The sequence below is a fragment of the Bradyrhizobium sp. USDA 10063 genome, assembly GCF_054063735.1.
The window spans coordinates 4,354,908-4,379,630 of sequence record NZ_JBSSGP010000002.1 but is presented as its reverse complement, the minus strand read 5'-3'; the positions used below and the strand labels follow the sequence as shown (position 1 = coordinate 4,379,630).

The 24,723-nt window shown below is 61.3% G+C and carries 24 protein-coding genes and 2 pseudogenes; 7 read left to right on the top strand and 19 right to left on the bottom strand.

All coding sequences use genetic code 11. The features are described 5' to 3' along the window. Positions 1-155: 155 nt before the first annotated feature. From ACVJGD_RS22775 to ACVJGD_RS22705, 15 genes are all read right to left on the bottom strand, one after another. The gene (locus tag ACVJGD_RS22775) at positions 156-1,112 is read right to left on the bottom strand and encodes a hypothetical protein (RefSeq protein ID WP_456636418.1); all 957 of its coding nucleotides are present in this window, start codon (positions 1,110-1,112) and stop codon (positions 156-158) included. Next, positions 1,105-2,934, bottom strand: a complete 1,830-nt coding sequence (locus tag ACVJGD_RS22770; protein ID WP_456636417.1) for a hypothetical protein — start codon at positions 2,932-2,934, stop codon at positions 1,105-1,107. Before ACVJGD_RS22770 ends, ACVJGD_RS22775 begins: the two co-directional genes overlap by 8 nt. 218 nt (positions 2,935-3,152) lie before the next feature. After that, complete coding sequence (locus ACVJGD_RS22765) at positions 3,153-4,148, bottom strand: TniB family NTP-binding protein (protein WP_456636416.1); 996 nt, start codon at positions 4,146-4,148, stop codon at positions 3,153-3,155. A 5-nt stretch (positions 4,149-4,153) separates the two neighbouring features. Further along, positions 4,154-6,451: a hypothetical protein gene (locus tag ACVJGD_RS22760; RefSeq protein WP_456636415.1), complete on the bottom strand. Its 2,298-nt coding sequence runs from the start codon at positions 6,449-6,451 to the stop codon at positions 4,154-4,156. A gap of 9 nt (positions 6,452-6,460) precedes the next feature. Further along, complete coding sequence (locus tag ACVJGD_RS22755) at positions 6,461-7,012, bottom strand: hypothetical protein (RefSeq protein WP_456636414.1); 552 nt, start codon at positions 7,010-7,012, stop codon at positions 6,461-6,463. Between the two features lie 357 nt (positions 7,013-7,369). After that, complete coding sequence (locus ACVJGD_RS22750; protein ID WP_456636413.1) at positions 7,370-8,068, bottom strand: hypothetical protein; 699 nt, start codon at positions 8,066-8,068, stop codon at positions 7,370-7,372. A 563-nt stretch (positions 8,069-8,631) separates the two neighbouring features. Next, positions 8,632-8,946, bottom strand: a complete 315-nt coding sequence (locus ACVJGD_RS22745; protein WP_456636412.1) for a hypothetical protein — start codon at positions 8,944-8,946, stop codon at positions 8,632-8,634. An 18-nt stretch (positions 8,947-8,964) separates the two neighbouring features. Beyond that, positions 8,965-11,052, bottom strand: a complete 2,088-nt coding sequence (locus tag ACVJGD_RS22740; RefSeq protein WP_456636411.1) for an AAA family ATPase — start codon at positions 11,050-11,052, stop codon at positions 8,965-8,967. A 225-nt stretch (positions 11,053-11,277) separates the two neighbouring features. Next, complete coding sequence (locus tag ACVJGD_RS22735; protein WP_456636410.1) at positions 11,278-11,442, bottom strand: hypothetical protein; 165 nt, start codon at positions 11,440-11,442, stop codon at positions 11,278-11,280. Between the two features lie 269 nt (positions 11,443-11,711). Beyond that, positions 11,712-12,536 carry a metallophosphoesterase gene (locus ACVJGD_RS22730; RefSeq protein WP_456636409.1) on the bottom strand — a complete coding sequence of 275 codons (825 nt, stop codon included), beginning with the start codon at positions 12,534-12,536 and terminating at the stop codon, positions 11,712-11,714. Position 12,537: 1 nt separating this feature from the next. Beyond that, complete coding sequence (locus tag ACVJGD_RS22725) at positions 12,538-13,029, bottom strand: hypothetical protein (RefSeq protein ID WP_456636408.1); 492 nt, start codon at positions 13,027-13,029, stop codon at positions 12,538-12,540. Positions 13,030-13,151: 122 nt separating this feature from the next. Continuing rightward, a complete protein-coding gene (locus ACVJGD_RS22720; RefSeq protein ID WP_456636407.1) occupies positions 13,152-13,343 on the bottom strand; it encodes a hypothetical protein in 192 nt (63 codons plus the stop codon). Between the two features lie 2 nt (positions 13,344-13,345). After that, the gene (locus tag ACVJGD_RS22715) at positions 13,346-13,876 is read right to left on the bottom strand and encodes a hypothetical protein (RefSeq protein WP_456636406.1); all 531 of its coding nucleotides are present in this window, start codon (positions 13,874-13,876) and stop codon (positions 13,346-13,348) included. A 300-nt stretch (positions 13,877-14,176) separates the two neighbouring features. After that, complete coding sequence (locus ACVJGD_RS22710; RefSeq protein WP_456636405.1) at positions 14,177-14,503, bottom strand: DUF6634 family protein; 327 nt, start codon at positions 14,501-14,503, stop codon at positions 14,177-14,179. Positions 14,504-14,540: 37 nt separating this feature from the next. Further along, a complete protein-coding gene (locus tag ACVJGD_RS22705; RefSeq protein WP_456636404.1) occupies positions 14,541-14,810 on the bottom strand; it encodes a hypothetical protein in 270 nt (89 codons plus the stop codon). 410 nt (positions 14,811-15,220) lie between these two features. Here ACVJGD_RS22705 and ACVJGD_RS22700 point away from each other — a divergent pair, with 410 nt between their 5' ends. The 3 genes and pseudogenes from ACVJGD_RS22700 (at position 15,221) to tnpC (ending at position 18,295) form a co-directional block, all read left to right on the top strand. Continuing rightward, on the top strand, positions 15,221-15,478 hold the full coding sequence (locus ACVJGD_RS22700) for a helix-turn-helix domain-containing protein (protein WP_456636403.1): 258 nt from the start codon (positions 15,221-15,223) through the stop codon (positions 15,476-15,478). Positions 15,479-16,335: 857 nt separating this feature from the next. Next, positions 16,336-16,593, top strand: a complete 258-nt coding sequence (tnpB, locus tag ACVJGD_RS22695; protein WP_456636402.1) for an IS66 family insertion sequence element accessory protein TnpB — start codon at positions 16,336-16,338, stop codon at positions 16,591-16,593. A 162-nt stretch (positions 16,594-16,755) separates the two neighbouring features. Then, a pseudogene (tnpC, locus tag ACVJGD_RS22690) lies at positions 16,756-18,295 on the top strand (IS66 family transposase). A gap of 174 nt (positions 18,296-18,469) precedes the next feature. Here tnpC and ACVJGD_RS22685 read toward each other — a convergent pair. Both ACVJGD_RS22685 and ACVJGD_RS22680 read right to left on the bottom strand, forming a co-directional pair. Beyond that, on the bottom strand, positions 18,470-18,811 hold the full coding sequence (locus tag ACVJGD_RS22685; protein ID WP_456636401.1) for a hypothetical protein: 342 nt from the start codon (positions 18,809-18,811) through the stop codon (positions 18,470-18,472). 356 nt (positions 18,812-19,167) lie between these two features. Further along, entirely contained in the window at positions 19,168-19,359 is a 192-nt protein-coding gene (locus ACVJGD_RS22680) for a hypothetical protein (protein ID WP_456636400.1), read from the bottom strand. Positions 19,360-19,810: 451 nt separating this feature from the next. On the opposite strand from ACVJGD_RS22680, the pseudogene ACVJGD_RS22675 reads away from it, so the two are divergent. Next, a pseudogene (locus tag ACVJGD_RS22675) lies at positions 19,811-20,913 on the top strand (IS5 family transposase). Beyond that, complete coding sequence (locus ACVJGD_RS22670) at positions 20,910-21,176, top strand: hypothetical protein (RefSeq protein ID WP_456636399.1); 267 nt, start codon at positions 20,910-20,912, stop codon at positions 21,174-21,176. Before ACVJGD_RS22675 ends, ACVJGD_RS22670 begins: the two are co-directional and overlap by 4 nt. Before the next feature lie 62 nt (positions 21,177-21,238). On the opposite strand, the gene ACVJGD_RS22665 is transcribed toward ACVJGD_RS22670, so the two are convergent. Beyond that, positions 21,239-21,667 (bottom strand): nucleotidyl transferase AbiEii/AbiGii toxin family protein, encoded by a 429-nt coding sequence (locus tag ACVJGD_RS22665; RefSeq protein WP_456636398.1) that lies wholly within the window; start codon positions 21,665-21,667, stop codon positions 21,239-21,241. Then, positions 21,654-22,487: a type IV toxin-antitoxin system AbiEi family antitoxin domain-containing protein gene (locus tag ACVJGD_RS22660; protein WP_456636397.1), complete on the bottom strand. Its 834-nt coding sequence runs from the start codon at positions 22,485-22,487 to the stop codon at positions 21,654-21,656. The genes ACVJGD_RS22665 and ACVJGD_RS22660 overlap by 14 nt, the downstream gene beginning before the upstream one ends. Before the next feature lie 176 nt (positions 22,488-22,663). Between ACVJGD_RS22660 and ACVJGD_RS22655 the strand changes: the two genes are divergently transcribed. Beyond that, a complete protein-coding gene (locus ACVJGD_RS22655) occupies positions 22,664-22,885 on the top strand; it encodes a hypothetical protein (protein ID WP_456636396.1) in 222 nt (73 codons plus the stop codon). A 346-nt stretch (positions 22,886-23,231) separates the two neighbouring features. Beyond that, positions 23,232-23,537 carry a hypothetical protein gene (locus ACVJGD_RS22650; protein ID WP_456636395.1) on the top strand — a complete coding sequence of 102 codons (306 nt, stop codon included), beginning with the start codon at positions 23,232-23,234 and terminating at the stop codon, positions 23,535-23,537. Positions 23,538-24,723 lie beyond the last annotated feature (1,186 nt).

The following is a 24,723-nucleotide window of genomic DNA, read 5'->3' as shown; positions in this document are numbered from 1 at the left end:
TTTTGAATCCGGGGTGAGTCGGATTCCGCAATATTAGCGAGTCGAATAGCGTTTTCGCCGGCGAGCCACGCGAATGCTTCGCTGAGGCGTGCATATTGCGGTCAAAATGGGAGTGGACCGGTGGGCGCGAACGGGATCTTCCGAGCGCGCACCCCTCAGCGTGCTCGGCCAATCATCAACAGGAGGCCGCCGACCTGCGGAAGCAACGACAGCAGCAACAATCGCAGCATCGCGAAGTCCGTCGCTGTGGGATTAGCATTCCCCGCACTGAGCCAAGCGACGATCTTACTCGCGGCCTCGGTTTGCGGATCGACGGCCCGTTCGACCGAACCGACAGCAGCATCCAGCGCACGCTGACGCTCGATCACGGTTTGCTCGCGCTCGCGACAAAAGCGGCCGACGCCGCCCGCGCATTCCCTGTCACGCGACGTCATGGCGTCACGTAACGCGTCCTGAGCAATCGTCACGGCAGGTGTGGTGCGTGACGCGCGAGACAGGGTCGTATCGGCTATGTTGACGGAGGCGAATCCCAGACCCGAGATGAGAGCAAAAACAAAGGACGCGGACCATACCAGCCACGCCACTGCCGCAGTCACTCGTTGCCGTGCAAGCCAAAGCCTTGCGGCTGCCGCAGGCACTGTCAGGGCAACGACGTCATTTGCAATGCCGCTCGCAAGGAACGTCCAGCCTGCCAGATCGGTCGATCCGAGCGTTCGGGCGAACCACCCATTCATGATGAGGCCAACGCCGGCGAGGGCCAGTGCCGCCGCCGTCAGGCAGTGTGAAGCGATCGGACGCCGCTCCGTGACGTGAGGGCGTGACGCCGTTACTTCGTCCGTAACGCGTGACGTTACGCCATTCGTGACGAGCGTTAGGGGTAACGCCCCGACCGTTGCTGGCGTGACCGTGACGTTCGTCGTGACTGGTGGTTCGAGGGCGGCCGTGGCGTTTTGACTGCCGATCTGGCCATGCGAAGCCGTGCCGGCAGAAGCCATCGCGATCTCGCGTTTCTCCCGCTGGCGCTGGCGGAAGGCCCGTTGTCGTTCGGCTGCCGTTTTCGGCCGGCGAGATTCATCGGTCGGTGCCGTCGGTGCGGTGCTGCTGTCAGCCATTCAAAGCGGCTCCTCTCGGTTTTGACGCCTCTGACGATCGGCGATCCGACGGGATATCGTGGCCGCCAGCCGTGAGCCCATCGAGTAGCTGCTGCGCTGTCGATCCAACACCTTCACGATGTCGACGGGCGAGAACGCTCTGTTTGATGATCGGCATGACGTCCGCCTTCCTCCAAGCGACACCTGTCGCATCGCTCAGGGGATTGACCGAATGGGCGGGCAGCACGCCGTAGCCATCCATGATGCGCTTGACGCCCAGGACGCCGATCTTCAGCCGCCTCGCGATCGTGGCGGTGGTGACATAGCTTTCGTTGAATCGCCGGACGCTCTCCCCGTCTATGTTGTACTCCGCCTGCAGCACCCCTGCGTTGACGAACGCGACGACGTCTTCGGTCGGCATGTCGAGATACATCTTGACGTCCCTACGCGTCATCTTCGTCGGGGTAGGGGCCGGCGCAACCTCGTCGACCATTGTCTCGACAAGCTCGACGGCGTTAGCGGACAGGACCACGTGCGAAATAATGCCGCCCCGGCTTGCCGACAGCGAATACTCAATTCGACCATCGAGACAAAGTTGAACCAGCCTCACCAGCAGGCCACCGCCGGCGCCGCCCGCATTCAACACCGTTCTCGTCAAAGGCTTTCCATCGGGGAAGCTGGCCGCGCTCGCATTGGCTTCGATTCTGCTCCGGAACCTTTCGATTTCGGACCTATGCACGGACGGATCGCGAAATCTCGCGAGAGCGCCTGCTGCGAGCCGGATGTGCCCCGACTCAACCAAGGCCTCGATCGCGAACATGGGCAGACCCGTGATCACTAGCAGACGATCGATCAACAGAAGCTGCCGACGGGATTCCAGCAATTCGACGAGCTGTCGCTCGTTGTAATAGGTCGGGGCGAATTTCTCGTCCCCGGTCTGGATGACCTCGATGTCCTTGTTCTTCGCGACCGACGTCAAGAAGGTCGTGGTCACGTCGTACTTCTTGAGCGCCTCGCGGTAGGAGATCATCTCATGTGCACGCTCTGGCGGCGCCTGATAGCTCCGTTCGGGCGCTGACCCGCGGACGGCCGCATAGTGTCCGGCGATCGCGCGTTCAATCGCGGCTTTGACCTTGGGGAGCGCGCCGTAACTGTCACCGAAGTCGGCCAAGGGCCCGAGCTCTTTATAGCGACCGTAGTACCCGCTGCGCGTGCCCGCCGCATCCTTCAGGAGCTTCACGAGGTCGCCGGCGCCGTCGGGCCAGCTCATAACCACGCGAGCGGCTGACATGAGGTTTTGATGCCATTCGGGGCCAGCGAAACACGCGGACCCCCTCAATTTGAACCGATCGGGGAAGCGCCTGCATAGGTTGTTGCCCAGCATGGCGATCATGTCGAAGACTTCCCATCCATGCCATGACGCGAAAGAGGGGGGCAGCGCGCGCATCGCGTCGGGGTGACCGGCCAGCAAGCCCGTTACCGAGCGATAGAGAGCCAGTTCGTCACCAACGAGACGCGGCAATTCCAAATCCCGCAGATCCGTCGTGGGACAACAGTCGTCGTCGAGGCAGTATTCGCAGAAAGGGACGCCCTGCGCGAAATTCCAGCCGAGCGGCTTCCCGCATCCCGGGTTCGGGCAGTCGGACGTCAACAATTCGCCGCTCTCGGGGCAATACCGCAGCGGTCGCAGTGTCGAGGTAGCCCTATGGTGCGGCGAAACGCGAAGGGACGCGGGAGACACGCGCCGAAGAGCCGGTTCGCGCATGAAGCGTCGAACCGGTGAACCGAAATGAGAGATGAAAGTGTTTGGCAACGAGCCCTGAACCTCGATCGGCAACTGCATTCGCGAGCGTAGCTCTGCTTCCTTGCAGCCGAAGAATCGCGCGAGGCTTTCAAGATCGACAGTTTCGCTGACCGGAAGAAAGCGCGCCCGGTGCGTCTCGAAGCCAGCGAGCTCCAGCACACGGACGACCGACGGATGTCCGTTCCGGTCGCACGCCCTGGCGACGAATCCCATCAGACTTTCGCCGGCAAGCGGCTCGGTAGGAATGACGAAACCGCTCACTTCGAGCCCCCGTGCTCCGCATCGAGCTTATCGGCGTAGTCCTCGAAGACGTTCTCCTTAAGACCGAACAACTTCTTGCCGCGAGTGATCGCGATGGCAAAGTGAGCTGGCAACAGCGTGCTCGCGCCCCGCTCCAAAGCCACGCGCACGCTTGCTTTCATGATCCTTTGACTCAGTCCGATGCGGCCATCGGTCTGAAGGAACAAGTTGCCGATCGTTTCGGTGGCCTCGAGCGTTTTGGCGGTTCGCAGAATGCCGCGCCCCTCGATGCCACTCCGGAACGTACGAAGGAACTCGACGAAAAGCGTCCGATCCTCGCTCGATTGACTATCGAGGCCCTTGAGTTCGAACCGCCAATCTGCGCGTTGGGCAACTTCCTCACCCGATTCGAAGATCCGGCTCGCGTTCTCCGTCCCGAACAAGGCCATGCCGAAAATGCCGGTGTTGAGGATCTTCTTCACGGCGTCGCCGACGCTCTTCGTCGACTTGCCAGTGTCGCTGGCTACCACGTGTTGGATCTCGTCGGCCAAACCAAGTTCGATCTCCTGTTCCGCGGCAATCTTCGAGACGCGTCGGCGGAGAGCAGACTCGTTGCCCTTTTCGGGGTCCGGATCTCGGAGAGCCGTCAGAGCATCGACCTGGAGTTGCCGCTTGTTCGCGTCAACTGAAAGTTCGAAATCGAAGACCGGGCGCTTGCTCTTCGCCCAGTTCTCCTTCACGCAAAACTCTTCGTAGTAGGTCTTGATGATATGCGACTTCGCGGTGCCAGACGGTCCGAACACCGAAATAAGCGGGAGCGGATTTGTCTTGATCGGCACTTCCGGATGTCGCTGACTCTGTTCGATGGCGTCGGCACGCGACTGCCGCACTTCGGCGCGAGCAAGATTGAGCGCGCGATGGATCTGGCTCAATTGCTTGTGCGGGTGTCGGATCTTCTCGAATTCGCTGATCCGCCGAGCGATTTCGTCGTCGGAGAGGTTGTCAGGTGTCATATAGGTCAGGCCTCGGTCTGATCAGGCTTCCGCTTGCGGAAAAAATCGGCGAGAGAATCCGGTGAAGCGGGCATCTCCGGCGCCGTCGACGGCGAGGGAGGTGGCTCTTGCGAGGCCAGGTCGGCGGCGAAAGCAGCCCTCACAGCGTCCTTCGCCCGTCCGCGAGCTTCGGGCTTCGCCTGCCGGGCTTCGGCGACGCGCGCTTTGGCGCGGCCGTCGTCTTTTCCCTTGCCCTTCCTGCCACGAACTGGCCCCGGCGGCGGGACGTGGTTGCCATCGGGAGCGAAAGCGGCAACATCGATTTCGACGTCGTCCTGGGCCATCCCGCCGACCGTCGGAGGGGCCTTGGTCTTCAGGATGGTCTTGCCTTCGATGAGCTCCGAGGGTTCGTGGAGAATGCGGCGCTTCTCCTTGATGGCCTTGTAAGCCGCCGCCGGTATCTGCTCCTCGACCGATTCGCGAAGCCGGCGCCGGGCCGCCAACTGTTCGGCCGGCGTCGAGAACGCGATGCTCTCCTGCTCAGCCCAGAGCCGCAGGATCCTCCAGTGCCAGATGGACAGCCCGGCGGCGGCGTCTCCGGCGATGTTGGGCAGTCGGATGTATTCCTTCCGGCGCGGGTTCCAGACGTTGATGGCTTCGACGTTCGCCGGATTGTACTTGAACATCACCTCGGGATTCAGGGAGGATAGAAGCGACTTGCGGCGTTTCCGCCGCGGCGCCATTGCACCCAGATCATCCATCAAGGCCCCCGTAATGTTGGGGTCGTGAAACTCCATGTTCTCGAACTTGATGCCGGACGTGGTGAGCGTGCCGGTCTCCAGTGCGCCGAAGGCCTTATCCAGGAAGTCGATATCGCCGATGTACGGGCGCTTGTGCTTGCGCTTGGATTTTTCCCACGCCAGCGCCGGCGGCACTCCGATCGTCGAATGGGGGTTGTAGTGGTAGAGGTCGTTGATGGCCATGTTGACGAGCTCGGTGAGCTTGCTGAGCGTAATGGTCGCGACCTCTTTGGGGTCGATACCTAGTGCTCGCATGACGTCGGGTTTGTAGGGGAGGCCGCCGGGAAGCTTATCGAGCAGCATCTTCTTGATCGTCAGGAAGACTCGTTCGACCACGGCCTTGTACTGAGGCCGAGCGACAGGAGCCCACTTGACGTTGACCTTGGCGTCCTCGCACGCCGATTGATATGATTTTCCCACTTGGGCGAGCTCGTTGTCGACCACGACCGTGCCCGGCTTGCCCCAGCCGTCAGACGAGCGGACGATGGTCGGCCATCGTTCGTTGATGTCTTCCTTGGACATGTTGACGCGCTTCAAGCACGACATGGCGGTATAAAGACTTGGTGGTTCGTACGTGATGATGACCGCCAGGATCATCCTTGTGAAAAGGTCGATGGCGAGGGTCAGCGTGGGCCTGCCGAGCGGCAACATGGATTCGTCGTCGAGTACGCACCAAGTGTCCAGGATGGTGGAGTCGATCAGAACGACCTCGAGCAGCTTGGATGCGGGAATGGGATGATAGTTGCCGGCGAACTGCGCATCGGCTCGTTTCTTACCGTACTTCCGGCAGACGGTTTCGTAGCACTCCGCGGAGTTGATGTAGGCGCGCACGGTTTCATCGCTGGGCTTTTTCAGCGGCTCCATGACCGCTGAATCCGTGGCGATGCGCGCTGCGGCTTTGAGGAACCAGCCATCGAATTCGGCAATGGAGTCGCTCAGATTGCGGCCGCTGGTACCTTCTTCCCAATGCCAATCGATGATTTTTTCCAGAAGTTTGGCAATTTCCGGATGCCAGCGCTGGCGCGTGACCTTGCCCGACTTCGAAATGAGAAATCGAGCGGTCAGTTGTTCGATGTCGGGATACTTCTTGATGTGGCGATGAAGGGTACCGGAGCTCGGCAACCAAGTATGGCCGAGCCTGTGCGCTTCCGCTTTATGGTCTTCGACGAACTCGTCCAGACGAGCGTGATGGAGGCTCGTCGGGTTTTGGTGCCATTTCTTCAGAAAGAAGAACAGCGAACGGGCGTCTTTGACTTTCTGACTGTCTTCCTTGGTAGGATCGAGATCTTTGTCTCCGTCGGCGATGATCTCGCCGTTATGGTCCCGGATGACGGTGTGGGCGCGGATTTCGCCATCCTTCAAGTGCTTCCCGAACTCGACCTCGGTGCAGGTGAACTCGGCCCCATGGTCGGGCTCCACGGGCATGAACAGCATCCGGTCCAGTGGCAATTCAAGCGCATAGCGGTACAGGGCGTTCTTCCGGACGAAGATTTCGTTTTGCTTGATGGCGAGAGAAACGGTCACGTAGACTCCTCAGAGCAACGGCGGCGAGTGACGGCGCAGTGCGTCGTGATCCACGCGCATCACCGGGAGGTCGTCGGAAACCGGCAGCTTCAGGTCGAAATAGACCGAGCGCCGGACCACCAGCGCATAGAGCAGCGGCGCGCCGCCGGCGATCTCTGCCGCCTTGCCGAAAGGCAGCGTTCCTCCGGCTGCGTCGATGGCGGCTTCCAGGGCAAACTGGCGGGCTGACGGGACCTTTGCGTAGGCCCAGGTGATGATTTCGTGGGCGTTCCTGTAGAGGCGGCTGCCCAATATCTCCTTCTTCTGGAGCGTCCGGAACGTCCAGCCTTCGCCGAGATAGACCTCGTGGACGACGCTGAGTTTGAATTGGTAGTGGGGCTCCTTCGCCCGACGATCGTCCTCTTGTTTGGTTTCGATGATCTCAACCGTGCCGTCGGCCAAGTCTCTGCGCAGGTCTGGGAAATAGATCAGCGGCCGGTTCTGCCACGGCACCGGGATCTCGACTCGATGCGGTTGAGCGAGGACCCTGACGACTGCTTTGTCGGCGTCGCTGATCTCCATCAGCCCCATCTCATGGTCGGCCTCATACGGGAAGGACGTGCCGTCCGCCTTGAAGGCGGGATATCGGCCTGTGGGTTTGATGTGCCGGCCGTTGATGATGAGGCGTAGCGGTCCGCCGTCTTCGGATTCGACGATGCGGGGTTGGTCCTGCATCAAGCCGGCGGCGATCCGACTCAGCCTAGCGTCGCGTTTGGTCAAAAAGCTCTCCATGAGTTCGCAGTCGGGGTCGCGCTTGACCTCGTTTTCCTTGTTCTTGATCCGACGAGCTCGATCGTGGGCAGGTCGAGCAGGCAGTTCGGCTTGATGTCGGGCGTGATCGGCATGCTGGCTGATGACTCCAGGTCGTGGGGAAAGAGATCAGGCGGCCTTTGACGGGCGCCAGATGGGATGATGGTAAAGAACGACCGCCGAGTTCTGGGTGAGGCGTCGGGTCAGGTCGATGCAGACGAGGCGCTTGACGATCAGCGCATGGAGCTTCGCCACGGCGTCGCGGTCCCACGGCTCGTTGCGGCCGCTGAGGGTCGCGACGGCCTCTCCGTAGGTCAGCTTGCCGCGTCCCTCGTCCATCGCCTGGCCGAACTGCAAGTGATCCTCGGAGGCGACGCGGGTCCGCCGGTCGAGGCGCACCAAGCGAACGTTATCGAGCAGGTGCCCGGGGAGGATGTGCTTGTCCGCTGCGATGACGCGGAATTTCCAGCCCTTGGCCTGGCAAGCCTTGCGCGCGAGCGAGAGCTTGAAAGCGTAGTAGGGGTCCCGGGCGGCCTCGCACTGCGTCTTCTTAATCTCGATGATCTCGATGGCGCCGTCGAGCGTGCGCTCGATGTCGGGGAAATAGGCCATCATCCCGCCGCCCTCGAACCAGCACTCCATCCGGAACGGTTGGGCGACGAAGCTGCGGACGCGGAAGTCGACCTCCGAAATCCACATGAAGTGCCGCTCGTCGATAGATTCCCACGGTAGGGCGCATCCGGCTTTGAGCGACACGAACGCGTCCGTAGGCTTTGCGTGGGCGCGTTCAACGATGGTGCGGATCGGCGCGCCGCCTTTGCCGCGCATTATCTTCACCTCGACCACTTTCCGGTCGCTCGGAATCTTGCTCTTGCTCGCCACGTCGCCCCCAGCCAATCGGCCAAAGCTTCGCCGTTCGCCGGCAAGGTGCCGGCGTCGGGCACGTCGTTAATGGGAGGTCGAACGCCGCAATTGGCGCAAAATCCCGCTTGCGTGGCGCAGGGTGATGAGCAAAGCTCCAGATGCCTCGCGGCAGCATCTGTCGAGTTGCTTTCGACCGGTGAAGGACCAGGCGGGTCGCTGGAACGGCCCGCCTGTCCTGTTTCCGCCTCATCAGGCGGATGGCAGCGTCTCTCGTTGTCCTCGTTGGAACTGCCACTAACTGAACGTGAAATTGGCGCGATCGCCACAAAAATCGATCGACCGGCATCCCGTGGGACCGCAGACGGAAATTTCATCAAGAACGCCAACTCGGCGTGGCCCCAGCGTATCGGCCGTTAACCACGTTCCGAGGCCTCGCACAGGGCCTAAATGAAATTCGCGACTTCGATGAAGGCGGAATTTCCTACCGAGTTGCCGGCCGGATTCTCGAGATTCGAGGCACGAGTTATTCAAGGTGGAAAAGCTGAATTGCGGGGACAACTCCGGGCTGACCGCTTCCTAAGCTCATCGAACTCGGCTTTTCCGGCCGCCTCCGCAGCCTTGGCCAAGAGAGCCCGAACGGCCTGCCGGCGGTCGTGCCCGGTGACCCAGCAGCGTGCCCTCCGAGCCGGCGAGCCGGTCAGCGGGTTTCCGCCTTCCCTGACATCGACTGCGTAGTCGGACGCGTCCGCTAGGTCGGAGACGTTGGCGATCCGCATGGTGCCCATGGTGCGGCGGTGGGATTCATATCCGCCGGGGAGGAGGTCGACTGTGATGACGAGCATTGGGTCTCCTTCCTGGGTTTAATGATCGCTGGTCCCGGCCTGGTCGTGCGGCGGCGTCCTGTCGACGATCCGGCGAATTTCCTCTCCCGAAAGCTGCCGGTGCGTGCGAAGGCGATCGGCGACGGCTAGAACGGCGTCGCGGTACCGGCGAACTATTTCATCCGCGCGAGCCTGTAGGGTCTGGAGGTGCCGCTCGACCTTGGAACGAAGCTGCCGGTCGCCGCGGATCGCGGATAGCGCATCGCGGTGTGCGACGATGTACACCAGCGTATCGCCCAGACCCGCCGAGAAATGCAGCGTTGCTATGAATTGCGTCACCTGTGCCAGATCGGAATCGTCGTCGCCGCCTGCTCCTAGGCTGGCTTCGCCGATCAAAATGCGCTCGGCTGTACGCCCGGCGAGGATAACGACAGCGCGCCGCTCGACCGCATCGCGAGTCATCAGATCGCTTCTTTCGTCCTCGATCAGCGTCCGGCCAGCTGCTGTTATGTCGCTGGATCCGATGACGCACCGCTTGAGGATTCCGGATGGGACAACGAGCGAAGCCACCGCATGAGCGGCTTCATGGATACATATCCGCCTGAGCGCCGCTGGCGCGATCTCCTCCACTGGCGTAATGGCCCGCATGAGGTCTTCCAGCTGTAGGGCGCGATCGCCGTAGCGGGCAAAGCGGCGTGCGCCACGGACGGCCATCATGATCTCGGCGCCTGTTGAGCCGTTCATCAGATGCGCGATGTCGGTCAAATCCGCATCTGCGAGCTGGCCGTCCAGATGATAACGCAGGATATTGAGGACGCCAGCGCAGTCGGGCCGCTTGATCTCGATCGCCCGCTCAAGGCGGCCGGGGCGCAACAAGGCTGCATCGACCCCCCGGATGTTGTTCGTGGCGGCGCAGACCACGATTCCGGCGCGCTTCCCGGCAACGGCGTTATCAAGGCTGAGGAGGAAGTCCGTTAGCACCGGGGTCCACCAGTCCGCGCCGCGCGGCGACATGGTGGCGCGGTTTGGAAGCGCGTCGATTTCATCTAAGAACAGGATACAAGGTGCCATGGCAGCGGCGCGCTCGAACATTGTGCGCGAAGCCTTGATCACCGAGTCCAGGTAACCCGGCGAGTTCGCGAAAAGATCGGCGATCGAATAAGCGATCAGCGGCAGACCGCAGGCCTTTGCCAGGACGCGCGCGTACAGCGACTTGCCGAGGCCGGGCTCCGAAAACAAGACCGCGCCCCGGTCCACGCTTTGCCAGTCGAGACGCCCGGCGCGGTAGTCGGCTAAATCCCGCGCCAGCGCCAGGCCCCAGGTTCGTGCATCGCCGTATTCGACCGCGTCCTCCAGCTTCGGCAGGCGTTCCGTCGTCCCGGCACCGCCCGCGCTCGCGACGGCCTTCCGCAGCCGCGCAATGATATCGGCAGGCGAAGAGTCGGCCCGGAACGTGGCGACCAGATCGTGGAATTCGAGCCCGGCGGCGATGCCGTCGTCGATGTCGGTCGCGACCGGCCGTCCAGTGAAAATGCGGATGGCGCGTCCGATTGTCGCCGCGGTCGGCGCGTTGATGCGGATCGTCAGATCGGCGGCCGTTGTCAGCGCCCCGGGCAGCGCGTCATGATCCACCGCGACGCCGATCACCGGTCGGCCGCGCGCGAGGTCGGCCGCGATCTCGCTGTTTAGGTCGGACTTCTGCTGCGGCGTCTTCAGGGCTTCCACCGCGACCGCCTGCCATTGTTCTCCGAAGCGCGAGATGAACAGATCTCGGACCGGCCTGATCCAGCTCGGCCCCGGCACCAAGACAGCCAGGGCGAGTGCGGTCCTGCCTTTCAACTGCCGCCGGACGGCGCCGCTGGTCGCCTGACGGAACGCTGCTGCGACAATTGCACAGCGCGCCGACGGGTGCGTCTTGTTTGCAGCGGGTCTCGCTTGCGGAGGCGCTTTGCTGGTGGCGGCCGCTTGTACATCGACATCGGCCAGCAAAGGGGTGACCGCGGCAGCCACGAAGTCGCGCGCGCCTTTTCGCGAGCGCGACTTCGCCGTTCTCGGACGGTTAGGCGCGACCTTCGTCCTTACCAAGGCCTTCGAACGGCGCTGCAATTTCTTCGCATTCCTGGTCACGAGCGGCTCCTGATGATGGTGGGGGGCTGAGCGGCTGCGAGATGAAGTCGAATTCAAGCAGATCGCTGCATGCAAGCACCATCACCGTCAGCGCCGCGTCCCGAACGGCGCGGAGGCGCTTGAGTCGCCAGCCGAACTGCAGCGGCCCGTCTTCCTGTAGGATCGTTAGAATGTGTACGCGCATCTCGCTTCCGACTGGATGCAACTGAGATGCCCAGACGGTCCTCACGTTGGCGTGTCGGGCTCGCGCCGGATATCCTCGGCGGTGACGATCAGCCACGTGAGCTCTAGATAGGCGAGAGAGACCAGCACCAGGCCTTTCTCCTGGACATCCAGGACGCGTCGGGCAGATACCTCGTCCCGGAGGACGCGGCACTCGTGGCGCTGCATGACGACGGCGCCAAGCTCTGCCTGCTTGGATGTAACAATCGCTCACGCAAGATAGCCGATCGTCCGGACTTGAGAATCGACGGAAGCCTGAGCGCGTCTCGAAGCGCCGGACGTCGTGCTGGGATCGCGGTGTGGTCTTCGGAAACGAGCAGGTCAGAGCGGTCCTGTCGCGCTTTTCTGGAGAACATGCGGAAACACTCGAAACCTGATGAAGGGAAGGGTTAGCTTCGATGTGCTTCCCGTTGTGGATGTCGGCCATGAGCCCTCAATTAGACTTCAACAATGAAATTCGGATCGAAATGCGGATTGTCCCAGGCCTGCTCGCGCGGCAGCCAGGGCCCGTAGCCCTTCCCGTTTGACACCACGCGCGTGGCGCCGATCACAGCATCGAAGGATTCGTGCGTGTGGCCGTGGATCCAAAGATCTGCAGGCCGCAGTGCGCCGCGCCCGTCGTCCGGGGAGGCTGACATGAGCATCCTGAGATCGCTTCGGTAGGCCGGGGCGAGACTAGGATCGTTGCCCGATCGGCCGGCTTCATGCGACATCCCGGGGATGGGCGCATGATGCGTGACGACGACCAACTTGCCCTCGGCCCGCGGCTTGCGCAGCTCGGCCTTCAGGAACGCTCGGGACTTCAGATGTCGGGTGAGTGCGTGATGCGGGAGAAAACGTTCCCTGTAAGCCGCAGTCCTGATCTTCTTAAAATCGTTCATCCGGTCGCCGGCGACCGCCATCGCGCGATGCGCGTCGCCGTTGATGGCGAAGTCGGTCCAGAGCGTGGCGCCGGCGAACCTTACGGCGCCGATGCGGACGGCCTCGTTCTGCAGCACATGGACGTCGCTTCCAGCGGCGGCTTCCTTGGCCTTTTCCACGGTCCTGATCTCATCCGTGCCGTAGAATTCATGATTCCCGGGCACGTAGATGACGGGCCGGTCAGGCACGCGCTCGCGCAGCCACTTCACGCCGCGCTCCATCTTCGGGATCAGGTCGCCGGCGACGATCAGGACATCGAAGTCCGGCCGCTCGGCCGGGGACGGCAGGTCCCAGCCGCGGGTGAGTTCGACGTGGAGGTCAGACATGATCCAGAGGCGCATGTCAGTCTCCATGGCTTTCACGATCGTCGGGTGGCGTCCACCAGAAGCAATCTTCGCAGACCGCCCACTCGCAGCCGGCGTCGATCCACAGGATCTCAGTGGTCACCTGGAACTGGCCGTTCTCGTCATCTCCCATTAAAATGGTGGCCGGGCTATAGAAATCGTCGTAGTCCGGATAGCGGATCAGGTCGATGCCGAACCGCGCGCGTCGCAGTGTCCGCTGCGGGATGTCCGGATCGATCTCGTCCGGATACCCCGGACGCCAACCGGTACGACACCTATCGGCGAGGTCGTCGATCTTGACCCGAACGGACTCAGCATTCGCTATCAGGGGCGCCACGCGCGCGAGGATCTGCCATGTCGTTTTGGCCGCAGCGATGTCAATCTTGAACCGGAATTTGCGGTCGCGGTCGAACACCGTCACGTCGCCGTCGGGCCGCACGTAGATCGAGCGCGCACGTTCGTCGTCCTCGATGATCGTGATGGTCTTCATGCGTGGAGCCTCGCTCTTGATGTCAGTGTCCTCGGACGACGATCATGACGTCGAAACCCGGACGTGCGCCTCCAGGCTGATGCCAGCCGCGGATCAATTCGGACGTAATCCAGAGCCATGCGTCAGTTCTCATCGGTTTCGGGATCGTCGAGTGGTTCGGCCGAAGCGATCGCTTCGATGATCTCGTCGGACAATTCGTCGATGGCGAGGGCGAAGACCACATCCTTCGAGCTGCAGCGCGGGCATTCGTGGCGCTGAGGGTCGTAGACGAACTCGCCTTCGCGGCCGCAGGCGGCGCAGCGAAATCTGGCCATCGCTACTCCTCCTCGATTCCGAGGGAGCCTGGATCGACGTCGACGAACGAGTCGGTCTCGCGGTCGTAGCGGCGGCGCCGGACAATCCGCTGGTTTCCGACCCATTGTTCCTTGACGTGGACATTCTCGAACTCGGGCTGGAACCCGACAGGGCTCCGCGCCTCGGCATGTTCCGCGCAGCGCGTCATCAGCCTGCTTGTGTCGTAGAGCCGGCCGGGCTCGCCGCAGACATCGCAGGTGCAGGCGCTGCGGGCTTCCGCCAGGTCGATGGCTTCCTCGACCTTCGCCTCAGCCTCTGGAGACAAGGTGCCATTAAAGTAGAATCCGAGAGTCGCGTACTTCTTCTTGATCTGCGTCGCGTGAAAGATCCCGCCGTCGACCTCCGCCCGGATCCGGACGCAAGCGCGCTCCAGCAAGTCGCGCCAGCCTTCGCCGACCTCGGGCCAGCCCTCAGCCGCGGGCGGGTCGCCGACCGGGTGAAAGAGGTCCGGATAGGTCTTTACGAGCTCGACTCGCCAATCACTAGCCGCCATACCGCTACCCCATCCCTTCTTGGGAGCCGCGAAGATCTCGACAGAGCCTTTAATTTGCAACGCAACCGCAGGTAACGACGGTTCGCAGGTCCCATGTGAGCCTGATTGTCTTGCCGGGCTGGTACCGGTCCGCCGTTCGAAGTGCGCGTGTTGCGTCGTAAGCAAACAGTACCCCAACCATAGAGCCGCGCTTTCTCGTCGAGTTGTCGGTCTGTGCCGCTCGCCCGGACCCTATCGACGCCGGCTGTGTCAGCAGGAGTTAAGCAGTCGAACTGCTAACAGAGAGAATGAGGTCGCTCATCACTCATCGCCGCTCTCGAGGACTTGTCTGGTGCCGAGTCGATAGAATCCCGACCACGTTCGAGCCCAACCGGCTTTGGGGTCGATCAGGACAGCCTGTTGCGTGTGGATGCGCGGCTGGTTGCGGAAAATTGGGCACCCGACCATCGTCCCAACGATGCAAGGAACCGGAATGAGACCGATCGACCATTGGTCAACTAGCGGAGCTTCCTCCAAATGAATCGGAGCCGGCGCTGTCTTCACGCGCAACTCTCGAATGTCGTTCAGAAGCCGAGTTAGTTGCGCATGAAGCGTGGCCAAGTCGCCACAAGAGGCTGTCCCAGTCATGCTCCCTCCCTCCATCGAGTCCAGCGAGACGAGCACGCTAGAAGTCTGCAAAGAGCCAAAGCTCACTCAGCATCTTGCACCGGACGTCGATCTTCGAGCGACGCCTTAGGGCTGAAGACACAACGATCGCAGATGCTGCGTTCCCTTCGATTGCGCAGCAAAGCACAGCCGACAGGGCCAGATCGACCTCAGCCGCACCGATGCGCTTCGATTTGAGCTGTCGAACTGCAACTCCCACGGCGATCGGCGCATTCCCCAGCACGGCGCTGCGCCATTCGGGCTCCCCCGGAACTTCCGTGCCGATCATGGCCCGACGTATCCTTGCTACATCGTCGAGCGAAAAGGTGTCCGGTTGACGCAATCGCCACCAGCCCGTGGGTGAACATGATGAGAAGCGGGGAATTGCCGTAGCAATTGGCGCACGTGTAGCTGAAGCGGGCATGTAAACTCCCGTAGCAACAGGTTGGACGTGATCTGTTAGATGCCCGCGAAAATAAGCGTCGCGGCCGAAGTCAAGGATTCCCTTGCGTGAGTGGGTCCTGGCAACCCGACTCTTGAGGACACGCGTGCCCGCTCATCTAAATCCATGTTCAAGGATTCGATGTTAGCTTTCGATGGCTCGCTTGTTGGCAGACGTTCTGTCTTCGGCAGCACGTTAACCGATCATTTACCACATTACCGCGGAAACTTCCACTTTTCGGTGTGAATATGGTTAATATGACCGCAATCAGCCCCAATCAATTGCGCGCTGCGCGCGCCTGGCTTGGCTGGAGTCGGGGAAAGCTGTGTCTCAAATCAGGACTGTCCGAGCGCGCCATCGCGCAATACGAGCTAGGACGCTCGGTGCCGCATGATGACACGCTTGCCCGCTTGAGAGCTACACTTGAAAATGCGGGAATTCAATTTCAGTTTGTCGGCGCCGTGGGGACGGGCCTCGGCATAGTGGTTGGAGAAGACAGCATCAGCGCTCGTTAGGCTGAAGCGTGGTGTCTTAAATGCCGGCGGTAGGCGCATCCCGGTGAGATCTTGGTCGGTGGGAGCATTGCACTCCGCAACCGTGCACGCATGCGCTCACGGGTTACTTGCGCACGTCAGACTCAGTTAAGGCTCGTAAATCGGAAACAAATCGTCTTCGGGCTTGGCAATTGCAGCCTTACCGACGAAAGATGATCGCGTGGCAAGCGCCGCTGCGGCTGAGTGACTGATTGGCTGAGGCGCAGCGGGCCCTGAGATCAGTGCTGCACCCGATGACGAGATCCGGGCTGAGCCATCTCTCGGTCGATCACCTAAAATAGCGGGCAGGCGTTCGATTTGGTCGGCAATCGTTTCACGAGACGACATCATGATCGAGGATAGTTACCTCTGCCTGCAGGTATCCGTCCGGTGAAGGCCGCCTTGCCGAATGAGGCATGTTGTTGAGAACTGTCCTTATGGACGGTGATAGACGCAGTGCCCAAGTTGAACGGGTTGAGGTGGTGGACACGGGCCGGCGGCGGCGCTGGTCCGAGGATGAGAAGCTCAAGATCGTCCTGGAGAGCTTACAGGCGCCGCGCCAAGTCGCGGCAACAGCGCGGCGGTATTTCGCGCTCATTGCTGCTGCGATGGCGACGCTCGTTTCGGCCGGAGCCGAAGGATGCCGCCCATCAACCTGGCTTCGTACCGGCGATGGTGGTCGCGGAATCAGGGTCGACGCCTTGTCCGGTCGCGCCGGCCAGCAGCGGCGGGTCGATTGAGATCGAGTTTGCGGCCGGGGCTCGGATGCGGATCACGGGTGCGGTCGACGCGGCGACGCTGAAGGCCGTCGTGGCGGCGCTGGCAGATGGACGCCTACGGTGATCCCCATTGCGTCGGGCGTGGGGCTGTGGATTGCGACCGGCCACACCGATATGGGTCGCGGCATGAACTCGCTGGCCTTGCTGGTGCAGGAAGCCTTCAAGCGCGACCCGCACGGCGGCGACCTCTATGTGTTCCGTGGCAAAAGCGGCAAGCTGATCAAGATCCTTTGGCACGATGGACTGGGCATGTCGCTTTATGCCAAACGGCTGGAGCGCGGCCGCTTCCTGTGGCGTCGTCGGCTGATGGCGTGGTGACAATCACCCCAGCCCAGCTCGGCTACCTGCTGGAGGGCATCGACTGGCGGATGCCGCAACATACCTGGCGACCGCAGGCGGCCGGCTGATCGCTGGGATTTGAATCGGTGGCACGATCAGCGGTCCGGACAGAGACCGCGCCTTGTGATTCTCTGGTCGGCGATGGGCGCCGATGATTCTCTTCCCGACGATGTGACCACGCTGCAGGCGATGCTGCGCGCCCAGCGAGCGGCCCGGTTGGCCGCGGAAGCCGAGGCCCAGGCGGGGACCTTGCTGATCGAGAAGCTCAAGCTCACGATCAAGAAGCTCCGGCACGAGCAGTTCGGACAGTCCTCCGAGCGGGGCGCATTGCTGGACCAGCTCGAGCTGTAGCTCGCCGACCTGGAGGAGAACGCGGCGCAAGCCGAGACCGCGGCGCAGATGGCAGCCGAGAAGATAGCGGTGCCATCGTTCGAGCGCCGCAAGCCAGCCCGCCGGCCGCTGCCGGAGCATTTGCCGCGGGAGCGCCTTGTCTATCCGGTGCCTGCCACCTGCCCATGCTGCGGCGACAGCCCCTTGCGCAAGATCGGCGAGGACGTGACCGAGATGGTGGAGCTCGTTCCGCGCCAGTGGAAGGTGATCCAGCACGTGCCCGAGAAGCTCGTCTGCCGGGCCTGCGAAGCGATCACCCAGCCGCCGGCTCCCTCGCATCCGATTGCGCGCGGGCGTGCAGGGCCCAAGCTGCTGGCCCATGTCCTGTTCGCCAAGTGCGGCCTGCACCTGCCGCTTCATCGTCGGAGCGACGTCTACCAGCGTGAAGGCATCGATCTCGACGTATCGACGCTCGCGGACTGGGTGGGTGCCTCCGTCGCAACCCTGATGCCGCTGGTTGACGCGATCCGGAGCCATGTCTTCGCGGCCGAACGCATCCACGCCGACGACACTACGGTGCCGGTCCTGGCCAAGGGCAAGACCCGCACCGGTCGCCTCTGGACCTATGTGCGCGACGACAGCGTTTGGCGGCCCCGATCCGCCGACGGCCGTGTTCTTCTACTCGCCCGATCGTGGCGGTGCGCATCCGGAGCAGCATCTGGCGGGATATGCCAGACTGATGCAGGCCGACGCCTACGCCGGTTTCGGCAGGGTCTATCAAGCAAACCGCAAAGGAGGTCCGATCATCGAGGCCGCGTGCTGGGCACACGGCAGGCGCAAGTTCTTCGATCTCGCACGGCTCAGCCAAGCGCCGATTGCGGTCGAGGCGGTCAAGCGCATCGATGTCCTGTTCGCCATCGAACGCGAGATCGACGGTCTCGCGCCGCAGGAACGTTTGCGGGTGCGCCAGGAGCGTAGCCGCCGATTGATGACCGAACTGTAAAGCTGGCTGCGCGAGCAGCGCGCCAAGCTCTCCAGTAACAACAACACGACCAAGGCCATCAATTATTGCCTCAGCCGCTGGGACGCTTTCACCCGCTTCCTCGACGACGGGCGCCTATGCATGTCGAACAACGCTGCCGAACGCGAGCTACTGGCCGTCGCCGTACGAAGAAAGAATTGAACCTTCGCGGGTTTCGATAAGGGCGGCCGTCGCGCCGCTGCGATCTACAGTCTGATCGCTACTGCCAAGCTCAACAACATCGATCCGCAAGCTTGGCTCGCCGACGTCCTAGCCGGCCTGCCGGATCACTCTGCCAAGCGCATTCACGAACTCCTCCCCTGGAACTGACGTTCGCAGAACGTCGCTCACGCTGCTTGAGCCCAATCAACTGCCCGGCAAAGATGACAAATGCATACTTTCAAGCAAGCTTTCAGAGATGCGTCGTCTCCACGACTCGCATGGCGGCGGTGAACCGCGGTCGCAGTGCGATGCCGCTTGATCCGCCGCAGCGCACGGAGCAGATCAAAACTCAAGGTCGACGTCTTTCGCGACCTGGCCTTTGCAACGGATGAGTCTCGTGCCGAAGTCGTCTTCGAGCGCCACCTCCGCCAGCGCGTACTCGATAAGCTCGGTGTCGGACGATATGCCGGACTTTTTCTTCGCAGCTGCCACCAGATCTTGGCAAACGCGGCCGCCGATCCGACGGTTTTCGCCACCGAGCAGACCAAGTTTCCGTGCCGTTTCCAAGACCGCACGCCGCCTGACGTTCGGCTGTACCGGTATGTTTGGACTGTCGCGGGTCGACTTCAAATGATAGATCTCCTGCTTGGGAAATAGAGATTTGGCCAACAGGTTCAACGTCATTATGGCCCCAAAGACGTCAATCTTTCCCGGCCTGATGAAAAATGCCGAACCCACGTGGTCAAGGACGAGCTTGCGGGATCACCTCAAAGGACGCTGATGGAGACACGATCACAGCTATCCGGCTCGGATTGACCCAAACTGGACTCCAAGGGAACCACTAACCCCGGACTGAACATCAAAACCATCTTGCGGCAAACCCAGACCAAACGGAAACGACGACAGATCTAGTCAGGGTCTTTACCGGATGCGTACGCCTGCAGACCCACGGCCGTCTGTGCTGCGCTGCATCCAGCGAAGCCACCGTTAGGGCGCCTTGATCCAGCCCTGAAGGATCGAGCTTGCGGCGCGCAAAAGAGTCAATTGATAACCTGAAGGGGAGCGCGAGCAGCAAAGTAGTCTTCGAGCTCTGCTACTGCCATATGCTCCCATTCTTCCGCTTGCGCCAGGAGAGAGCAACTTTGAATCGGCCGAAAGGCCGCAGTTTGGCGGCACAGCGAAGCTATTGTGCGGAATCGACGAACATTCTCTAGGACCGCTGTCCCGTTCATATCCGGCTCCCCAAACTGACTTGGTGACCGCAAACGTGAGGCAAAACGCTTTTTGATTCGTTAGCGCTGTCCGAAGGGAGGCGTGAATGGTTGGCGAATCATTGCCAAGCAAACAGCCCCCTTCGCGTAATCGATCCGAAATCAATTCCGCCGACCGCGAATAGGTTGCCGCAGAGGAATGTGCTGCCGCGCGACCAACTCCCAGCCCTTCTTAGCCATGGAGTACGCCAGCCACCTCGTCTTCCGACGCCGCAATGACGCGTGCTGGTTGGCGGGGAAGCAAGTTCTGCGGTCGCTTACCGCCAGGAAGCTGCTGACGGACGCGAACCAATAAGCGAGGCCCCAGCCGTCTTTCTGTCCACGAAAGACGGCTAGCAGGCTGTTGAAGAAGTCGGTAGCGAAGCGCTTTGTATCGTGATTCTCTAGGACCAGGATTTAACTGGGGGGCGCGATGCGGGGGAGAGACGAACGGTCCGGCTCGCTGTTCAGTTATGTGGACCTGGAGGCTCGGGTTCGCGTCGACCATCCGTTACGGGTGATCCGAGACTTGGCGAATGCGGCGCTGGGCGACCTTTCTGGGGAGTTCGGCAAGCTCTATACGGACTTCGGTCGCCCCTCGATCGCACCGGAGAAGTTGCTTCGGGCGATGCTCCTCCAGGCGTTTTATGGAGTTCGCTCCGAACGGCATCTGATGGAACGGATAGAGTTCGATCTTCTGTTCCGCTGGTTCGTTGGGCTTGGGGTGGACGATGCGGTTTGGGACCATTCGACCTTCTCGAAGAACCGCGACCGGCTGCTTGAGGGCGAGATTGCAGCCAAGTTCCTGAACGCGCTTTTGGCGCAGCCAAAGGTCAAGCGTCTGCTATCGAGCGATCACTTCTCGGTGGATGGTACGCTGATTGAAGCCTGGGCTTCGATCAAGAGCTTCCGGAAGAAGGATGGCAGCGACAAAGACGAGGATGGTCCGGGACGCAACGCCGAGCGCAGCTTCCACAAGGAGAAGCGATCCAACGAGACCCATGCGAGCACGACCGATCCTGAAGCACGGCTCTACAAGAAGGGGGACGGCCAGCCAGCCAAGCTGAGCTATATGGGCCATGCTCTGATAGAGAACCGCAATGGTTTAGCGGTTTTGGGCGAGGTGAGCCAAGCGACGGGCACCGCTGAACGGGAGATTGCGCTTGCCATGATCGCCAGGCGCGGGTGCGCGAAGCGGATCACTCTGGGGGCGGATAAGGCCTATGATGTCACGCGGTTCGTGCACGACCTGAGAGATAGATCGGTTACCCCGCATATCGCGATTGATGGACATCTGAGGAAGACCGGCAAGCGGCGCAAGACGGCGATCGACGCGCGTACCACGCGTCACAGCGGCTACGACATCAGCCAACGTTGCCGCAAACGCATCGAAGAAGTCTTTGGCTGGATCAAGAGTTCCGCTGGCTTGGCCAAGGTCAAGCTGCGAGGCCGCGAGCGGGTGGATGCCGTCTTCGTTTTGGCGCTGCGGCCTATAATTTGATACGGCTTCCCAAGCTTCTGGCGGCACCGGCATGAGCATTCGGGGCAGATGGCAGGTCGTCGAGACACCGGGCTACGACATGGCCTTGGCGAGCGCCTACATCCGGTTCGACGAGGCCGGCGGCGAATTCGCCTTCGATTGCCTCACAGGCTCCATTCATGGAGCCTGCCACGGCGATGCCGTCGCGTTCGGCTGGCAGGGAAACGACGAAATGGAGCCAGCTGAGGGGGACGGTTGGGCCGAACTAAAGGATGACGGCTCACTCGAAGGGGAGATCTGCCCTCCTCAACGGCGATAACATCCCATGCGTCGCGCGCCGTTCAAAGACTTCTTCAACCGCCTGCTAGCACACTTGACAACCTAGGTCTCGGCGAAACCAAATTGCTCTTCCACTTTCGTTGAGACCGACCTCAGCTCTGGATGAAATACACACCCCCTAAGAACCGAGGTTACCTCAATCTTGATCTGCGCCACATCTCGTTGAACGGTCAGCTTGGTGACAATGCCTTCGGCTCGGTTCACAACTTCATTGACGTGCACTTCGCCTAATCCATCACGTATCGCGGCCGCCATCCGTTTCATGGCGGCATGAATCGCGGCCAATGATTCGGGCCGAGGGGCCACGGGCAAATACGTCAGGTCGATGTCGACCGAAAGGCGGGGCATATCCCGTACGAATAGATTGATGGCCGTGCCGCCTCTGAGGGCGAAATCTTTCTCCTCCGCCACAAACGGCAGATTTTCGATCAGCAGCGCGACCCGGCGCTGAAATCGCTCAGGCAGGGGCACTCAGGTCCTGCGGCACGGTAATCATGTATTTCGGATCGAGCTTCCCGCCCTTTACCAGCATGCGCTTCCCTTTCCCCAAGTCGACCTTGCTGCGGTCTATTTGCTTGAGCCAGGAGTGATTGTGACGTTCGGCGAACCAGAAGAACAGGCGTTTGACTTTGACGCTCTTGCAGTCTTCCAGGAGCTTTTGCAGTCGCCGCGGACTGAGGTTGCGCAAGCCTTCGACGAGCATGTCGACCTGATGGAAGCTCTCGTTGTTTGGCAATTCGTCGAGCAATTCGAGCAGCGCCCGTTCGGGTGACGAAACGGTCAATGGCCACTCGGCCTGGTCCCAGACTTGCTTGAATGATCCCGCTTCGCCAGTGTTGTCCTGAACATTCCAGGCATAGTTCTTGAGTCCCTTGGTAACGGGATCGGACTTGAAGAGCACCTGGCTTTTCCGAAAGATGAATCGCTCTTTGAGCGGCAGCTTGAATAACCAGCCGGGCGGGGCATCATGACCGTAAAGGTAAACGACGGCTGGTCCTGTGGCCTGGAGATAGTGCGAGAAGCCTTGCAGTTCGAGCGCGGTCCGTCCTCCAACTATAAGGGGCCGCTGAAGCAGGGTCTGGAGCGATATGACGACCTTCTGCCAGGTCAAGGTGCCGAGCGGGCGCTTGAAGGTTCCGCGGGACGGCTGAACGAGCCAGCCTGACGCGACGTATTGGCTACGCAGGCCCGTGGAGTATCCGTGCTTTGTCATCCATGCGGAATCGACAAGGAGGCCCTCAGGAAGGGTCCGCTCGAGCTGGTTTAATTTATCCCTCGTTTGCATAGTCATGCTTAGTAAAATAGCATAATTTCAAGCAGGTTTGAGAGTATCATTTTTCGCTAAGCGCTACTTATCAAATCGAAGGCCACTCACTCCCTTGCCTTCTGAAACATGCACGAAATCCGCCCTTCGAGCGGATTACGTGTTTTCCATTCCCGGCTAATTATGGAGTCGTTCAGGCTGGCGTGCTGGATGCGCTGTGCCGCATCGACGAAGTGCGGCCAGGCCGTTACCGCCTCCTCACCGCGTGCTGGATCACGCCGGACGGCGCCGTCGAAGATGTGCCGTGGATTGGCCGCACGGGACGCGCCACCGTCCGGTTGATCGACCGGAAGTTGCTCGGTTTTCATTTCCGCGAGCTGTCGCCCGAGTCTGTTCAGCCTGGGCGTCTACTGTTCGTGCCGTAGCTCGGTGGGCATCACTTCGGGTTGCGCAATGGTCGATGCTAGCCTTCGCGCTTATGAGGGCGCCGAATAAGCCGTCTGTGCGGCGTCGGCCATCGCACCATAGCGTCTGGGGGTTGCGCTGCCCTACGCCGAATAAAACGAGGATACGGCGTCGGATCGACACAAGCAGCGCCAAGATGGCGGCCTTTGCGATCTCCTGGCATGCCATGGCTTGTCGCGACTGCGACGCGTTTGCTGCACCTCCGCGCAGAAGGTAACGGTAGCCCTTCTTAGTCATCCATTGGGCGCGGGCGCCAGATGGGTTTCCCATGCCCGCCGGGCTCGATCGGGAGCGACGTCCGGATCCATGTGCAAAACGATTTTTGCGACTTCCCTCCAATCCGCGCCTTCGGCATGGGCGGAGCAGCCGCAGCAGATCGGCGCGGTGGGTGTCACCGACTTCGGCGCGGACGACCGCTTCACGAGCATGTCCGTTACCACCGAATCCACCGATGTACGTCATTGCGCTGATGAGGATTGTTGGGTGGTTCTGAGAAACAGCATTCGTAAGGACTTGTTTACGCTGGCTGAGGGTGAGGCTGCCGGGCAGTCGAGCCGCGCGGCGCTTTTCACGCGAATGCCTTGGTGCGGCGGTCGGGGGTGTCCGGACTGATCAGCACCGATCCGCGGTGGCCGCGGGACAAGCTAAGGATCGTCGTTACGCCGGAGGCGCAGAGTTGAGGTCTTGGTCCGGCCTGTATGCAAACGGTGTGGGTACCTTTTGGTCGCTATCTGGCCAAGGCTGTTCTAAAGGCTTCATAGGCCCGACGTCTGTAATCAAGAGTTTTCCCAATCTACCCCCAACACTTTGAATGAAGGGTTGCCACGGACGGCAGATCAGGTGAAGCCGTAGGAAGCCTTCCGAGGGAGTGCATCTCTCCGGGCCAACCGTCGGCTGAGAGGCCAACGATTTGGATGTCCTTCTCTCCCTGCGCCGACGACCCCTCGGCCTCCCGTGAGCACAGCCCCGGCAAGGCGTACAAGCCGGCCTCGGCGGTGGTCACCTGTTCAGAGGCCAGCAACGGCCGCGCACAAGCGCCATCAACGAGCGTGATGTTGGGAGGCAAGTTTGCCACAAACCGCTCAATAGGGCTGATCGGGGACCCGGAAAGCTCCATTTTTTGCCAGAGTGAGTCCGAAGTCTCGCTACTGTGGTCAGCATGCGTTGTGTCAACTTCGATTTCGGTATCAGACGTTTCGACTTTACAGTTTTTAGCCGTGTTGATTCACCCGCCGACACTTGCTTTCCCGAATTCCACGGCCCCTCAGCGTCCGGATCGCGCGGTCGACGACGCTTATGTCGTCTCCGACATGCACACCCTCGCCTCAGTCCTTCGGATAGCACCTTGGCAAACTTACGGTCATACTTCGCCCCATATAAGCGACCTTAAACGGCCGCACGCCACGGGTCAGCGTCGCGCTCCCGTCGGGCGAAGGCATCCTCTTCGAAATGGCGCCCATCTTCTTCGGCATGACGATTTCTCCGCAGATGTGGTGAGGGACCGTTCGAGCCCACTCGATCACACCTTTGGTGGTTTGTTATTGTAGCTCGGCCTGCAGCTTTCTACGACCGGTGTGCGCCCGGCCTATTTACTTCCGCGCCTGGGTGATACGGCCATGCCCAGGAACACCATCATCGCCTGATTGAGCCGTACGATATCCTCGTCGCGCCTGCGTTGTCGACGTTACTCGGCACCTTCTCTGGAGGATGGCGTTTGCCCCCGCATTGCCGGACCCGGCGTTCGCCACGCGTCGTCTGACCACTGCGACGATTCCTGCAGTATAGCTATGATCTCCGT